At 54.3% G+C, this 16,311-nt stretch carries 13 protein-coding genes; 4 read left to right on the top strand and 9 right to left on the bottom strand.

The window, feature by feature from the left end:
* The 4 genes from nuoC to lrhA form a co-directional block, all read right to left on the bottom strand.
* Nucleotides 1-1,797, bottom strand: a complete 1,797-nt coding sequence (gene nuoC / locus NYE85_RS11705; protein WP_259004925.1) for an NADH-quinone oxidoreductase subunit C/D — start codon at nucleotides 1,795-1,797, stop codon at nucleotides 1-3.
* A 95-nt stretch (nucleotides 1,798-1,892) separates the two neighbouring features.
* Entirely contained in the window at nucleotides 1,893-2,567 is a 675-nt protein-coding gene (locus tag NYE85_RS11700; protein WP_004960540.1) for an NADH-quinone oxidoreductase subunit B family protein, read from the bottom strand.
* 30 nt (nucleotides 2,568-2,597) lie between these two features.
* Complete coding sequence (locus tag NYE85_RS11695; protein ID WP_259004924.1) at nucleotides 2,598-3,038, bottom strand: NADH-quinone oxidoreductase subunit A; 441 nt, start codon at nucleotides 3,036-3,038, stop codon at nucleotides 2,598-2,600.
* 711 nt (nucleotides 3,039-3,749) lie between these two features.
* Nucleotides 3,750-4,685: a transcriptional regulator LrhA gene (gene lrhA, locus NYE85_RS11690; protein WP_259004923.1), complete on the bottom strand. Its 936-nt coding sequence runs from the start codon at nucleotides 4,683-4,685 to the stop codon at nucleotides 3,750-3,752.
* Between the two features lie 845 nt (nucleotides 4,686-5,530).
* Between lrhA and NYE85_RS11685 the strand changes: the two genes are divergently transcribed.
* Together NYE85_RS11685 and yfbR are read left to right on the top strand one after the other, a co-directional pair.
* Nucleotides 5,531-6,745, top strand: a complete 1,215-nt coding sequence (locus tag NYE85_RS11685; protein ID WP_039991881.1) for a pyridoxal phosphate-dependent aminotransferase — start codon at nucleotides 5,531-5,533, stop codon at nucleotides 6,743-6,745.
* Between the two features lie 116 nt (nucleotides 6,746-6,861).
* Nucleotides 6,862-7,461 (top strand): 5'-deoxynucleotidase, encoded by a 600-nt coding sequence (gene yfbR, locus NYE85_RS11680; RefSeq protein WP_259004922.1) that lies wholly within the window; start codon nucleotides 6,862-6,864, stop codon nucleotides 7,459-7,461.
* Nucleotides 7,462-7,480: 19 nt separating this feature from the next.
* On the opposite strand, the gene NYE85_RS11675 is transcribed toward yfbR, so the two are convergent.
* The 4 genes from NYE85_RS11675 to yfbV form a co-directional block, all read right to left on the bottom strand.
* Nucleotides 7,481-9,313: an SLC13 family permease gene (locus tag NYE85_RS11675; protein WP_259004921.1), complete on the bottom strand. Its 1,833-nt coding sequence runs from the start codon at nucleotides 9,311-9,313 to the stop codon at nucleotides 7,481-7,483.
* A 97-nt stretch (nucleotides 9,314-9,410) separates the two neighbouring features.
* Nucleotides 9,411-10,067, bottom strand: coding sequence for a sugar phosphatase (locus tag NYE85_RS11670; protein WP_259004919.1), 657 nt, complete (start codon nucleotides 10,065-10,067; stop codon nucleotides 9,411-9,413).
* Nucleotides 10,068-10,084: 17 nt separating this feature from the next.
* A complete protein-coding gene (locus tag NYE85_RS11665; RefSeq protein ID WP_259004918.1) occupies nucleotides 10,085-10,579 on the bottom strand; it encodes a YfbU family protein in 495 nt (164 codons plus the stop codon).
* A 143-nt stretch (nucleotides 10,580-10,722) separates the two neighbouring features.
* Entirely contained in the window at nucleotides 10,723-11,178 is a 456-nt protein-coding gene (yfbV, locus tag NYE85_RS11660) for a terminus macrodomain insulation protein YfbV (protein WP_259004917.1), read from the bottom strand.
* A gap of 350 nt (nucleotides 11,179-11,528) precedes the next feature.
* Between yfbV and ackA the strand changes: the two genes are divergently transcribed.
* A complete protein-coding gene (gene ackA / locus NYE85_RS11655; RefSeq protein ID WP_259004916.1) occupies nucleotides 11,529-12,731 on the top strand; it encodes an acetate kinase in 1,203 nt (400 codons plus the stop codon).
* Nucleotides 12,732-12,803: 72 nt separating this feature from the next.
* Nucleotides 12,804-14,960: a phosphate acetyltransferase gene (gene pta / locus NYE85_RS11650; protein ID WP_259004915.1), complete on the top strand. Its 2,157-nt coding sequence runs from the start codon at nucleotides 12,804-12,806 to the stop codon at nucleotides 14,958-14,960.
* 190 nt (nucleotides 14,961-15,150) lie between these two features.
* Here pta and NYE85_RS11645 read toward each other — a convergent pair whose 3' ends face one another.
* Complete coding sequence (locus NYE85_RS11645; protein ID WP_259004913.1) at nucleotides 15,151-16,044, bottom strand: SIS domain-containing protein; 894 nt, start codon at nucleotides 16,042-16,044, stop codon at nucleotides 15,151-15,153.
* Between the last annotated feature and the right edge of the window lie 267 nt (nucleotides 16,045-16,311).

Raw genomic sequence — 16,311 nt, 5'->3', positions numbered from 1 at the left:
TTAGCGGTCCACATCTGACATTACAAAATCGATACTACCCAGATAGACGATCAGGTCAGAGACCAGGCTGCCACGGATAACCGCCGGGATTTGCTGCAGGTGAGCAAAACTTGGTGTACGTACCCGGGTGCGGTAGCTCATGGTGCTGCCGTCGCTGGTCAGGTAGTAGCTGTTGATCCCCTTGGTGGCTTCAATCATCTGGAATGATTCGTTGGCTGGCATCACCGGGCCCCAGGAAACCTGAAGGAAGTGGGTGATCAGCGTTTCAATGTGCTGCAACGTGCGCTCTTTCGGCGGTGGCGTAGTCAGCGGGTGATCGGCCTTGAACGGGCCTTCCGGCATGTTGTTCAGGCATTGCTCCAGAATACGCAGACTCTGACGCAATTCTTCCACTTTCAGCATCACGCGGGTATAGCAGTCGCTGTTGCCATCGCCGATCGGCACATCGAAATCGAAGTTTTCATAGCCTGAATATGGACGCCATTTACGTACGTCGAACTCGACGCCAGTGGCGCGCAGGCCGGCACCGGTGACGCCCCATTCCAACGCCTCTTTGGCATTGTAAGACGCAACGCCAACCGAACGCCCCTTCAGAATGGTGTTCTGCAGCGCAGCCTTGACGTAGGAATCCAGGCGCTTCGGCATCCATTCGAGGAATTCGCGCAGCAGGCGATCCCAGCCGCGTGGCAGGTCATGCGCTACGCCACCGATGCGGAACCAGGCCGGGTGCATGCGGAAACCGGTAATCGCTTCCACCAGATCGTAGATTTTCTGACGGTCGGTGAAGGCGAAGAACACCGGGGTCATGGCGCCGACGTCCTGAATAAAGGTACTGATGTACAGCAGATGACTGTTGATGCGGAACAGTTCGGACAGCATCACGCGGATGACGTCAACGCGCTCAGGCACCTTGATGCCGGCCAGTTTTTCCACCGCCAGCACGTAAGGCATTTCGTTGACGCAGCCACCGAGATATTCGATACGGTCGGTGTACGGAATGTAGCTGTGCCAAGACTGGCGCTCGCCCATTTTCTCCGCACCGCGGTGGTGATAGCCGATATCCGGTACACAGTCGACGATCTCTTCACCGTCAAGCTGCAAAATGATGCGGAAGGCACCGTGCGCCGACGGGTGGTTCGGGCCGAGGTTAAGGAACATGAAGTCCTCGTTCTCGGTGCCGCGCTTCATGCCCCACTCTTCCGGTTTGAAGGTCAGCGACTCCATCTCCAGATCTTCTTTCTGTTTGGTCAACACAAACGGATCGAATTCGGTGGCGCGCGCCGGATAATCCTTGCGCAGCGGATGGCCTTCCCAGGTCTGCGGCATCATGATGCGCGACAGGTGCGGGTGACCGTCAAAGGTAATGCCGAACATTTCCCACGTTTCGCGCTCGTACCAGTTGGCGTTCGGGAACACCTTGGTCGCGGTCGGCACGTGCAGGTCTTTTTCAGACAGCGCTACCTTCAGCATGATATCGCGGTTGCGTTCGATGGAGAGCAGATGATAGAAAACAGAAAAATCCGCAGCAGGCAGACCCTGGCGGTGAGTGCGAAGACGTTCGTCGACGCCATGCAGATCGAACAGCATGACATACGGCTTCGGCTGTTTTCTCAAAAACGTCATTACTTCCAGGAGCTGCTCGGCCTTGACCCATACCACGGGCATTCCGGTACGGGTTGGCTGAACAGTAAAGGCTTCCGGCCCAAAACGGTTGCGCAGTTCGCCAATCACCGGATCGTCTAGATGATCGCGAGTGTGCCATGCTGGCAAAGCGTCGTGCGTCGTTAAATCTGTCATAATATTTTTCACCACACTAAAGGGTCAAATCGCTGCAAGCTTAACTTTCGCTGTGTTAACCAATAGCGCATCAAGATGGACGTTACATGACCGTCTTAGATCTCGTCAGGCGTCCGCAGGTTGGTCACTGCGATACGTTCGCCGTGTTTACGTTCTCTTTCCGACTGCATATTGGCCCGATAGACGCCTTGATCGCCCACGACCCACGACAGTGGACGGCGTTCTTTACCGATGGATTCTTGCAGCAGCAGCAGCGCCTGCATATAAGCTTCTGGACGCGGCGGGCAGCCGGGGATGTACACGTCGACCGGCAGGAACTTGTCCACGCCCTGCACCACGGAATAAATATCGTACATACCGCCGGAATTGGCACAGGCCCCCATGGAAATAACCCACTTCGGTTCCAGCATTTGTTCATAAAGGCGCTGAATGACCGGGGCCATTTTGGTGAAGCAGGTACCTGCAACTACCATAAAGTCAGCCTGGCGTGGCGAAGCACGCAAAACTTCCGCACCGAAACGCGCCACGTCATGAACGGCGGTAAACGAGGTCACCATTTCCACATAACAGCACGAAAGGCCGAAGTTATACGGCCAGAGAGAGTTTTTACGCCCCCAGTTCACCATGTCATGCAATGCATGTTCGAGTTTACCCATGTAAACCGTGCGGTGAACCTGCTGTTCCAGGGGATCGGCAACGATCTCCTGTTGTTGCAGGGGGTAACGGTCGTTCTCACCGTTCGGGTCTATGCGGGTGAGCGTATAGTCCATCTTAATGCCTCGTTTTAAACCACAAATGAATTACTGCGGATGACTGTTGGCGGCTTTAGTAATTTTGCTCGGCTTGCTCTGACGCCGGGAGCGCGACGGAGTCCAATCCAATGCGCCAATACGCACCAGATAAACCAAACCAGCCAATAGCACCAAAATGAAAATGGCGGCTTCGATAAAGCCAACCCAGCCGGTTTCACGAATCGCGACGGACCAGGCGTAGAGATATAAGGCTTCCACATCGAAAATGACAAAGAACATGGCCACCAGATAGAACTTGGCGGAAAGACGCATACGCGCCGTACCGACCGAGTCGATACCGGATTCAAACGGGGTGTTTTTGGCGCGCGCCCGGGCTCTCCCACCCAGGAAGAACGCACCGAGCAGCATTAAGCCACACAGCCCGATGGCCATGACAAGAAATACGGCGAGCGCCCAGTGATGAGCGATAACTTCAGTGGTTGTTGACATACTCTATGCTTACTCATCAAAAGTGGCGTCGATTGCTCTGCTCTTGTGACGGCAGATGTAGCACCACATCGATTTAAGGGAAGGATAAATAACCACACAAAACAGACTGCTTTTACAGTAAGTTAGGCAACGTTTTTACTGTGGGCTTTTTACTCCTTTCTATAACCTTTTGTCAACTTTGACAAAAGTATCTACACATTAGTTTACATACGTATCATTTGATTAACATTTGATGCGCCGGGCTTAGGCTAAATCGTGTCAGTCTTTTGCCATGTAGAATCAGATAGATATAAACCAAGGTGCACATTTCAGTTTTACTATACCATTCTCGCAGGAAATACCTGTTGTTCCACTCACTACCTAGGGGTATTTTTTTGATCCAGGACACGTTTTCGACAGAAATCCTCAACAAAAGTGTGGCTCTTTCACAAAATCGCTCAATTGTGGCGCAAAAAAACGGCCGCGAAAAAATAACAAAATAACCTTACAAACTCCAGGCAATTATACCTTCAGATTATGGGTTAAAAAATAAACAAATCAGGTTTTTATGGCGGAACAGCCCGGTTTAACCGTGAGAAAAGCGAATCAAATAGCCACTTTGAAAGGAATTGCTTTCCAAATGGAGATAAACATTACTTTTCGTTTTACCGTCCAAAAAAAAACCTCCGCCGAAGCAGAGGTTTAACGCGTGATATTGGCGCTGTTCAGCCGTTATTCATCTTCATCTACCGACACGGTGTCATCGTGTGCCGACGAGGCAGGTCCGGCAAAACTGTAGCTTTGGTTGCCGTTTTGCACCGCGCTGAAAATCGCCATCGCCAGTTCGTTTTCACACTGCATATCCTTGCACAGCGCATACTGGGTATCCGGCAGCGCCGGCAATCCATCCGTTGCGCCAAGCACCCGCAGGTCCGGGCTCATCATTTCAATCGGCCGTGCGGTAATTCCCAAACCGGCCTTGCAGGCCGCACGCACCGCTGACAGCGTTGAGGCCACGTAGGCAATGCGCCATGCAATGCCGGCCTCGTCCAGATGCTTGATCGCCATCGAACGGAACGGGCTTGGCTCGTCCAGCACCACCAGTGGAATCGGCTCGCCTTGCTGATAGTGATAATCGGCAGCGCAATACCACAACGTCGGTGAGGTACGCAGCACGATATGCGGATGCCCTGCGGTATCAACGGTGGTAATCGCCAAATCGACTTCGCCGTTCTTCAGCATGTCGATCATGAACGGGCTGCGTTTTACCCGTACGTCAATCGCCAGCTTTGGATAGACCGAAGTGACACGATTAAGAAGGAAAGGCAGGATGGTATCGGCGGTATCGTCAGAAGCACCGATAGTCAGAACGCCCTTGATGTTGTTGTACATCAGTGAGGTACAGGCTTCATCGTTGAAGCGCAGGATTTTCCTGGCGTAGCCGAGAAGCTGGATACCGTGTTCGGTCAATAACTTGTTACGCCCATGACGGGCGAACAACTCTTTACCAACCAATTGCTCTAACCGTTGCATCTGCTGACTGACCGCTGACTGCGTGCGACAAACGGCGACTGCCGCTGCGGCAAAGGTATTCAGATCGGCGACAGCTACAAAGGTTCTCAGCAGATCGAGGTCGAGATTAAGTATCGGACGATTTGCATTAGTCATAGTGTTTTTCTTCACTTTTTAAATTCTATATTTGAAACTACCCTGGTGTATTTCTAAGGCGTCGTTTAAAAGGGACGATGCCTGTTATGACAGTACCCCACTCATAAGTGGAGGGCAAAAAAATTACTTATATTTCGTTACCTCTATCGCTTTTTAAGCGGTGATCTATCGCTGACGCTTATCTAACAAAGCGTTAGAGCACCCCCAAAGTATTTAATACTGACAGGATCGGCAATTTTACTCGTTGATCCACCGGAATTACCACACTAAACGTGCTGCTTAATTACCCTTTTGCGAGCAAAAACACGGCGAATGCTGATGAAAATATTACCGCCACATAATGTAACAAGCGGTTCGCAATTAAAGACTTTAATAAATTCAATCGGTAATAAAAACACTTGGCGAAACGGCCCGCCAAACGGTAAAAATGCATTAATCGTATTAAGTAAAATAATTCTAATGTAATTAAGGTTTCACCTGCAGTTTGGTGTCGAATGCATCGCCACGCTATCAGACTACTCCGGTATTCCTGTCTACTGTTTTTTGTACCAGGCACGCTGGCAGCGGGTAGTGCGGGCGCCAGGTTCCCCGGTCAATGGGCAAAAAAACTTTACGCCACCCGACGGCGAACCAGTTTAAAATACCGATAATTAATAGTTTAATAAAACTTTATACCAACAAATTGTTTTATCTAGTTTTATCGTCGTCAAAAATCGCCTTTTGGCCGATCATTTACACCAAAGGCGTCGTCAACCCTTCAAAAGCGCTGGCACCAGGAGTACATTGAGCAGGTTGCGGTGTTCCACGGTAGGAGCGCCCTATCCCAGCAAAAGGCTCAACTTTTTATGTCCCCCATTGAGAAATCCAGCAAACTGGACAACGTCTGTTACGACATTCGCGGCCCGGTGCTCAAAGAAGCCAAACGTCTTGAAGAAGAAGGCAACAAAGTCCTCAAATTGAACATCGGCAACCCGGCGCCTTTCGGTTTCGAGGCTCCTGACGAAATTCTGGTCGACGTGATCCGCAACCTGCCAACCGCGCAGGGCTATAGCGATTCCAAAGGGCTCTTCTCGGCGCGTAAAGCGATCATGCAGCACTATCAGGCGCAGGGCATGCGTGACGTTACCGTTGAGGATATCTACATTGGCAATGGCGTTTCCGAACTGATCGTGCAGTCGATGCAGGCGCTGCTCAACAGCGGCGACGAGATGCTGGTGCCGGCACCGGATTATCCGCTGTGGACCGCTGCGGTGTCGCTGTCCAGCGGCAAGGCGGTACATTACCTTTGCGATGAAGAGTCCGGCTGGTTCCCCGATCTTGACGATATTCGCAGTAAAATCACCCCACGCACCCGTGGCATCGTGATCATCAACCCGAACAACCCGACCGGCGCGGTATATAGCAAAGAGCTGCTGCTGCAAATCGTCGAGATCGCCCGCCAGCATAATCTGATCATCTTCGCCGATGAAATCTATGACAAAATCCTGTACGACGCAGCCGAACATATCAGTATCGCTGCGCTGGCGCCGGATCTGCTGACGGTGACCTTCAACGGTCTGTCCAAAACCTACCGCGTCGCCGGCTTCCGACAGGGCTGGATGGTGCTTAATGGGCCAAAACAGCACGCCAAAGGCTATATCGAAGGGTTGGAAATGCTGGCCTCGATGCGTTTGTGTGCCAACGTGCCGATGCAGCATGCCATCCAAACTGCGCTGGGCGGCTATCAGAGCATCAACGAGTTTATTCTGCCAGGCGGCCGTTTGTACGAACAGCGCAACCGCACCTGGGAATTACTCAACGACATCCCGGGTGTAAGCTGCGTGAAACCCCAGGGTGCGCTGTATATGTTCCCACGTATCGATGCCAAGCGCTTTAATATTCACGACGACCAGAAACTGGTGCTGGATCTGTTGCTGCAGGAAAAGGTGCTGCTGGTACAAGGCAGCGCCTTCAACTGGCCATACCCGGATCATGTGCGTATCGTTACCCTGCCGCGGGTTGATGAACTGGAGATGGCGGTCGGTAAACTGGGGCGTTTCCTGGAAGGTTATCGTCAGTAGTCATGATGGGCGCAGCATGCTGCGCCCTTCTCCCCCACCAGCACACTGCCCGGGTTGCATAACCCGCCATCACTGCTCACAATGGAACCCTCACTTGCCGCTGTAGAGAGAGCACCATGAGCCAGAGCCACTTTTTTGCCCACCTGTCCCGTCTGAAATTGATCAACCGCTGGCCACTGATGCGCAATGTGCGTACCGAAAACGTATCCGAACACAGTTTGCAGGTCGCGTTTGTCGCCCATGCCCTGGCGGTGATTAAAAACCGCAAGTTCAACGGCAATCTCAGCGCCGATCGCGTGGCGCTGCTGGCAATGTATCATGACGCCAGCGAAGTGATCACCGGCGACATGCCGACGCCGATCAAGTATTACAACCCGCAGATCGCCCATGAATACAAGAAAATAGAAAAGATAGCCCAGCAAAAACTGCTGGAGATGATCCCGGAAGAACTGCGTAACGATTTTCGCTCGATCCTCGACGAACATTATTATACCGAGGATGAGAAGCTGGTCGTGAAGCAGGCGGACGCCCTGTGCGCCTATCTCAAATGTCTGGAGGAGCTGTCCGCCGGCAACAACGAATTCAAACTGGCAAAAGCCCGCCTGGAAAAGACGTTGCGGCTGCGCAACAGCCCGGAAATGGAATACTTTATGGCGGTGTTCATCCCGAGCTTCAGCCTGTCGCTGGACGAAATCAGCCTGGATTCAACGCTTTAACCAAACGCCCCTGGCAGGTTCAGAACGCATACAGCCAGGGCACCACCACCACGCTGACCAGCATCACCAATAGGGTGAACGGCACCCCCATGCGGACAAAATCGCCGAATCGGTAATTCCCCGGCCCCAGCACCAGCGTGTTGACCGGCGAAGAAACCGGCGTCATAAAGGCTGCCGATGCGGCAATGGCGATAATCATCGCGAAGGGATAGGGAGACACACCCATCTCGCGCGCAGCGGCAATGGCGATCGGTGCCATCAACACGGCGGTGGCGGTATTGGAAATAAACAGGCCAATACTGGCACACAACACGAACAGACAGACCAGCATCACCCGTGGCCCCATGCCGCCGGCAACATCCATCAACCCACGCACGACCAGATCCACCCCGCCGGTCTTTTGTAGCGCCTGCGCAAAAGGCATCATGCCAACAATCAAAATAATGCTCGGCCAGTGGATGGATTTATAAGCGCTTTCCATGTCGATACAGCGGAACTTGCCCATCAGCAGACAGGCGATCAACGCCGCAATCGGGTTGGGAACTTCATCGGTCAGCATCATCGCCACCATCAATGCCAGGCAAAATAGCGCGTGCGGCGCCTGTGTGACCGCCGGAGCCACTTCATCGACCTCGGCCGGCAGGTTGAAGACGATAAAATCACGGGCTTTGGCCTGGAGCTGGCGAATCGCCTTCCAGTCGCCGATTACCAGCAGAATGTCGCCCAGCGCCAACGGTTCATCCACCAATTTACCCGACAGGGTTTCACCGTTGCGCCGAATGCCCACCACGTTGAGGTCATAACGGCTGCGAAACGCCGCGTCGCGCAGGCTTTGGCCCAGCAGCGCGGAGTCGGGGATCAGCGAGACTTCCGCCATACCGACGTTGCGCGATTGTTCAGAAAAGTAATCGCCGCGCAGCACCATTGGCTCCAGCTGTTGCTCGCTGCAAAACTCACGCAGATCCACATCACTGTCGGACATGTCGATCAACAGTACATCACGCGCACGAAGCTCGGTGCTACCCGAGGCGCTGACCATCACTCGCCGAAAACGCTTCCAACGTTCGATACCCACCACATTGGCGCCGTAACGCGCACGCAAATGCAGCTCGTCCAGCGCGCGGCCAATCAACGGCGAACCGCTGCGGATCGCCAGGCGCCGTGCGCGACCGGTCAATCTGTAATCACGAATCAAATCGCGCAAGGTACGCCGCTGCCAGGTGTCCTTGCTGCTACCGACGCCAGGATCGCCAAGCCAGCGGCGCGCCACCAGCATATAGCCAACGCCCAACGCCAGGACGATAATGCCGATCGGCGTAACGCCAAAAAAGCCGAAACCCTGAATGCCTTCCCGCACCAGCTCGCTGTTGACGACCATGTTCGGCGGCGTCGCCACCAGGGTCATCATGCCGCTGATCAACCCGGCAAAACTCAGCGGCATCATCAACCGCCCCGGGGCGGTTTTCATACGCGCCGCCACGCTCAGCACCACCGGAATAAAAATCGCTACCACGCCGGTCGAACTCATAAAGGCTCCCAGCCCGGCGACGGTAACCATCAGCAACACCAGCATTCTGGTTTCGCTGCTGCCGGCCACCTTGACCAGCCAGTCACCGACCTGATAGGCCACGCCGGTTCGCACCAGCCCTTCGCCAATGACAAACAGCGCAGCGATTAGAATCACGTTTGGATCGCTAAAACCGACCGTCGCCTCCTGCAGGCTCAAGGTGCCGCTCAGCACAAAGGCGATGATCACCAGCAGCGCCACTACATCCATACGCAATTTATTGGTAGTGAACAGGACGATGGCAATCAGCAACAGGCATAGCACCCACAGTAATTCGCTGCTCAAGACGGCCTCTTTGGTCAGGGATTCAGGGAGTTAAAAATTAGCATAAAAAAACCCCGCACATGCGGGGTCGAATCAATTTGCCGGCAGAAAACGGCGATTAGTCGATCGTTTTAATGCACGCGCCCTGCTCTGTCCTGCTCACCGCAATCTGTTCCAGCGACGTCAGGCGCAGGCTTACCCGATCGAGCTGCGGCGCATCTGCCGGTGCGTTGACGGCGATCACCTGACAGCCCGCAGCCAGCCCGGACAGGATGCCGGCGGCGGCATCTTCAATCACCGCGCAGTGTTGCGGCGCCAGGCCGAGGCGTTCGGCCCCCAGCAAATACGCGTCTGGTTGCGGCTTGCCGTGTTCGACCTGCTCGGCGGTAATAAACACTTCCGGCTGCGGCAAGCCTGCTGCGGCGCGGCGGGCGGTGGCGACCGGAATCGAACCGGACGTCACGATGGCCCATGGCATAGCCAACTGGTTCAAGCGCGCCAACAGCGCCACCGCGCCCGGCAGTGCCCGCACGCCTTCGGTATCCTGTGCTTCCACCTGCTCCAGAACGTCATGTTCGTGCTGGATTTCCGCTTCGCTTGCGCCAGGCATGAAATGACGTAAAGAAGTAATCGCCTGTTTACCGTGAATAAAAGCCAGTACGTCCTGTGGGTTCACCCCACGCCGCGTGGCCCACTGGGTCCAGGCGCGCTCCACTGCCGGCAATGAATCGACTAACGTACCATCCAGGTCGAACAGAAAACCTTTACACTCCACAGGAAACCTCTTTTTAATCAAGCGTTAATAATTTGCGCAATCTCAACGGCGCTCAAGTGATACTGCCGTGGGCAAGACAGCCAGACCGCCAGCATACGCTGGTACTTATCCCACATTTTGGTTTGGGCATTGAAGCCGTGGCTACCGGAGTCGAAATGAGTATAACGTCCTTCGGTGCTGACCAGGAAACGCACGTAACTCAGGTAACGTGCTTCGGTGGCAGCGTCGAAGCCAAGAAACGCCATACGGCGCAGATCGAGCCCCTGCTTCTCTTTCAGGTTTTCCCACGACACCTGCAATGCGTGATGCATTTCCATGATGTTGATGATGGTGCGGCAGACCTCTTCGCTCATTTCACCAAAATCACGGTCCAGTTCGCGCAGTTGCAGACCGAAGCCACGCTCGATAATGGTTTGCAAACGACGATAGCGCTCGGCGTTGTCCGGATCGAGCATGGTCATCATCTTGTATTGGTTTGACAGGATCAAACGTTGGGCGTTGGTCATTTCCATCAGGATTTCCTCGTTTCTGTATGATGGCGTGAGCATCGCACAGCGCAAAATCGCTGGAAATCACAACTCGACCGTTCTTTGATTTAAACCGGGGTTATTGGCCGAAACGCGTAACGGGTCGTGATAAAACGGCCCGTCCGGCTTTACAGATCGTCAAGAAAGGTTTTATCAAGCTGCTTAAAGGCGCGCTTGAGCAAATCCGCCAGCGACTGATAGGTAGGCGTACCTTCAACCGGTGCCAGCGCCTGCCCGGCTTCCGCCAGCTTGTTGCGGACCTCGTGGAACCATGACAGCAGCGTCGGCGGTAACGGCGTCACCGAACGACGACCCAACCACCACAACCCCTGCATTGGCAGACTACAGGCGAACAACGCGGTGGCGATAGCCGGCCCAAGTTGCCCGCCCAGCGCGATTTGCCAGGTCAGGGTGAAGATCGCCAGCGGCGGCATAAAACGGATGGCAAAACGGGTGGCGCGCGCAACGCGATTCTCCGGAAACACCGGGGCCAGGCGCTTATCTGCCGGCCAGGTTTTCATATAATGTTGCCCGCGTTGGAATACCTGAAACCAACTTACGGAACCGGACGGTTTGCTCGTCATCGCGTACCTCAACGTCACAGAAAATGGAATTTCAAACAAACACACTACTAAAAAAGTTGAAGCTTTAAATTTATTTTGTGTTTGCTACGGGCTATCGGTATCCTAAGCCGGCCTTTTGGCCGCTAGAAGATGATGGTAAAACTGTCAACTTTTAGCCCTATAAAAATCAAGATTATTTAAGCCGAGAGAAAACATCGGTTTTTTCATCATCATGTAATTTATGTCTCTCACATGATGTTAATCATAAATGTCAACGGCATTATGCGCTACGCTTGTTGTCTGATTGACGATTAATTCACCACGTGTTTGGTCTTCCTTTAACAACACGAACTTATTAAGTAGGTACTTCCATGTCGAGTAAGCTAGTACTGGTTCTTAACTGCGGCAGTTCTTCCCTGAAATTCGCCATCATTGATGCTGCCAACGGTGAAGAACACCTTTCCGGTTTGGCCGAATGCTTCCACCTGCCTGAAGCCCGCATCAAGTGGAAAATGGACGGCGGCAAACAAGAAGCGGCACTCGGTGCCGGTGCAGCCCACAGCGAAGCGCTGAACTTTATCGTTAATACCATTCTGGCACAGAAGCCGGAACTTTCCGCACAGTTGACCGCCATTGGCCACCGTATCGTACACGGCGGCGAGAAGTTCACCGCATCCGCGCTGATCAACGATGAAGTGCTTCAGGGTATCAAAGATTCGGTGCCTTTTGCACCACTGCATAACCCGGCGCACCTGATCGGTATCGCCGAAGCACTGAAATCCTTCCCGAACCTGGCGGACAAGAACGTTGCGGTCTTCGACACGGCATTTCATCAGACCATGCCGGAAGAATCCTATCTGTACGCCCTGCCGTACAACCTGTATCGCGACCACGGCGTGCGTCGTTACGGCGCACATGGCACCAGCCACTTCTATGTCACTCAAGAAGCAGCAAAAATGCTGGACAAGCCGGTGGAAGAACTCAACGTTATTACCTGTCACCTGGGCAACGGCGGTTCCGTGACCGCAGTGCGCAACGGCAAATGCGTCGACACCTCCATGGGTCTGACCCCGCTGGAAGGCCTGGTGATGGGTACCCGCAGCGGCGATATCGACCCTGCGATCATCTTCCACCTGCACGATGCGCTGGGCATGAGCGTCGATCAAATCAACAAGATGCTGACCAAGGAATCCGGCCTGCTGGGTCTGACCGAAGTCACCAGCGACTGCCGTTATGTCGAAGACAACTACAGCACCAAGGCCGATGCCAAACGTGCCATGGACGTTTTCTGCCACCGCCTGGCCAAGTATATCGGTGCCTATAGCGCATTGATGGACGGCCGCCTGGACGCGGTGATCTTCACCGGCGGCATCGGCGAAAACGCCGGCATGGTGCGCGAAATGACCCTGGGCAAACTGGGCCTGCTGGGCTTTGAAGTCGACCATGAGCGTAACCTGGCAGCCCGCTTCGGCAAGTCAGGTACCATCACCAAAGACGGCAGCCGCCTGGCGCTGGTTATCCCGACCAACGAAGAGTTGGTCATCGCGCAAGACGCAGCCCGTCTGACCGCGTAATGCTCTGCACACCGTCAGCTCCGGCTGGCGGTGTCGTTTTAGCCTCACATCAATCGTGAAGAGGACTATTCTGTGTCACGTACAATCATGTTGATCCCAACGGGCACCAGCGTCGGTCTGACCAGCGTCAGCCTGGGTGTCATTCGCTCAATGGAGCAAAAAGGCGTCCGCCTGAGCGTATTCAAGCCTATCGCCCAGCCGCGTACCGGCGGCGATACCCTCGACCAGACCACCACCATCATACGCAGCAACTCCACCATCCCCGCAGCCGAACCGCTGCGCATGAGCTACGTCGAGGGGCTGCTGAGCTCCAACCAGCAGGACGTGCTGATGGAAGAGATCGTGGCCCGCTACCACGAAAACACCAAAGATGCAGAAGTGGTGCTGATCGAAGGCCTGGTGCCGACCCGCAAGCATCAGTTTGCCAACGCGCTGAACTATGAAATCGCCAAAACCCTGAACGCCGAAATCGTCTTCGTACTGGCGCTGGGCAATGATTCCCCGGCCCAGTTGAAAGAGCGTATCGAACTGGCGCGCAGCAGCTTCGGCGGCAGCAAGAACAAAAATATCACCGGCGTGATCATCAACAAGCTGAACGCCCCGGTTGATGAACAGGGCCGCACGCGCCCCGACCTGTCCGAAATCTTTGACGACTCCACCAAGGCCAGCGTTGCCAACGTCGATCCGGCACAGCTGTTCGCCAACAGCCCGCTGCCGGTACTGGGCTGTGTGCCATGGAGCTTCGATCTGATCGCCACGCGCGCCATCGATATGGCTCGCCACCTGAAAGCCCGGGTGATCAACGAAGGCGACATCATGACGCGCCGCGTCAAGTCGGTAACCTTCTGCGCACGCAGCATTCCGCACATGCTGGAACACTTCCGTCCGGGTTCACTGCTGGTAACCTCCGCAGACCGTCCTGACGTGCTGGTGTCGGCCTGCCTGGCAGCGATGAACGGCGTGGAAATCGGCGCCATTCTGCTGACCGGCGGCTACGAGATCGACGCCCCCATCAGAAAACTGTGCGACCGTGCCTTCGGCACCGGCCTGCCGGTGTTCATGGTGGAAACCAACACCTGGCAAACCTCGCTGAGCCTGCAAAGCTTTAACCTCGAAGTGCCGTCTGACGACCATCAGCGCATCGAAAAAGTGCAGAACTACGTAGCCAGCCATATCAATGCCGACTGGATCGAGTCCCTGACCGCCACCTCTGAACGCTCGCGTCGCCTGTCTCCTCCGGCGTTCCGCTATGAGCTGACCGAACTGGCGCGCAAGGCCGGTAAACGCATCGTGCTACCGGAAGGCGACGAACCACGTACCGTGAAGGCCGCAGCCATCTGCGCCGAGCGCGGCATTGCCGAATGTGTGCTGCTGGGCAACCCGGACGAAATCCAGCGCGTTGCGGCAGCCCAGGGCGTTGAGCTGGGCAAAGGCATCGAGATTATCGATCCGGTCAAGGTACGTGAAAACTACGTGCCACGCCTGGTTGAGCTGCGCAAAAGCAAGGGCATGACCGAAGTGGTGGCACGCGAGCAACTGGAAGACAACGTGGTGCTCGGTACCCTGATGCTGGAAAAAGGCGAAGTCGACGGCCTGGTATCCGGTGCGGTACATACCACCGCCAATACCATCCGCCCACCGTTGCAGTTGATCAAAACCGCACCGGGCAGCTCGCTGGTATCTTCGGTGTTCTTCATGCTGCTACCCGATCAGGTTCTGGTTTACGGCGACTGCGCGATCAACCCGGATCCTACCGCCGAACAACTGTCTGAAATCGCCATCCAGTCGGCGGATTCCGCAGCGGCATTCGGTATCGAACCGCGTGTGGCGATGATTTCCTACTCCACCGGTACCTCCGGTGCCGGCAGCGACGTAGAAAAAGTACGTGAAGCAACCCGCCTGGCGCAGGAAAAACGCCCCGATCTGATCATCGACGGCCCGTTGCAGTACGACGCCGCCATCATGGCCGACGTTGCCAAGTCGAAGGCGCCGAACTCACCGGTAGCAGGCCAGGCGACGGTGTTTATCTTCCCGGATCTGAACACCGGCAACACCACTTACAAAGCGGTACAGCGTTCTGCCGATCTGGTGTCCATCGGGCCAATGCTGCAAGGTATGCGCAAGCCGGTGAACGACCTGTCGCGCGGTGCCCTGGTTGACGATATCGTCTACACAGTGGCATTGACGGCTATCCAGTCCTCCCAGGCTGACGCAACGGTCAACGCATAAGCCGCTGTGATGCCATAGGCCGATTGGCTCTGAGCATCCCATTGGCGAAAATAAAACGGCCCGATTTAATTATCGGGCCGTTTTTTTATGACAATCTGCGTTGTTCTGATTAACCAGGGTTGCACGTCTCAGCAGACTCGCTGCTGGTGACGTCACCACGCCGTAGTTGACATTCCAGAGAAAAAACAGCTTAACGATTAGCCTTGCCATGCAGCGGTCCGACGATCTGCATGCCTCGTTCAAGACGCTGCTTATTGTTCTGATAATCCTGCAGCAAGATAGCGATAAATAATGTGTCCAGCAGGTTAAGCTGAACGATGCGCGCTACCGCATTTTGCCCCAACAGCGGCCCACTCATTGCCGGGCTGAAAATTGATAAGTCAGCACACTGCGACAAGGGCGAAACATAATCATTAGTAATGCAAATCACCTTGGCACGCCGTGTTTTGGCAATTTCTGCCGCATTCAGCAGTTCTCGCGTATCGCCAGACTGTGAAATCACCATCACCACATCCTGCTCATCCAGTTGGCTGGCGACCATTAACATGAGATGAAAGTCGCTATAAGTGTGGCTGAGTATACCGATGCGCAGCAGCTTGTGTTCAAAATCCTGGCACACCGACGCCGAGCCTCCAACCCCTAGAATCACTACCCGACGAGCCTGATAAATGAGCGCTGCGGCCTGAGCAATCACTTGGGTATCAGCCACAGACTGCGCCTCTTTCAACACCTGAATGCTGTTGCTAAAAACCTTATCAAGAACGGTATCCAGATTATCGTCCGCCGTGATCTCTTCTTCTTTCTCGTATGGAAGAAAATCAAAATAACTCACCAAGGCACTGCGCAACTCACGAAATCCCGAATAACCAATCTTCTTGGCAACTTTGACAATCAACGGCTCGGAGACATCAAGACAGCCGGCGACTTCACGTAGCCCGGTGTCTTTTGTAATGTTCCCTTTAATAATCAGCCACTCTACGATGCTTCGCTCCGTAGGATTAAGTGAAGAAAGGGACATCTTGATTTTTGCCCCAATCGCCAATGCATTTTCACTATCCGGTAAGACTTCCCGCTGGTTTGCCATTCATCCCCGCCGCAGTTTTTGCCGATATCTACCAGCAGTTTATCATAGCCGTTCGCCACACATAAAATGCCCCCCACTCGCACAGACGATTATTTCACGATAATCAAGAATAGTGTGAAACTCACTTTCACTCATATCGCTGACCAAGACGTACAAATGCAATCAAAACCACGCTCAATAACCCCCATCGCCTATCAATGCACAACAGATTAAATTCACAAATAATTATAATTTTGTGAAGTCGATCCTTTGCAAGATGTTGCACGC

This window comes from Serratia sp. AKBS12, from assembly GCF_024793895.1.
GTDB lineage: Bacteria > Pseudomonadota > Gammaproteobacteria > Enterobacterales > Enterobacteriaceae > Serratia_F.
The sequence above is the reverse complement of the archived record's forward strand: the minus strand, read 5'-3'. Positions and strand labels throughout refer to the sequence as shown.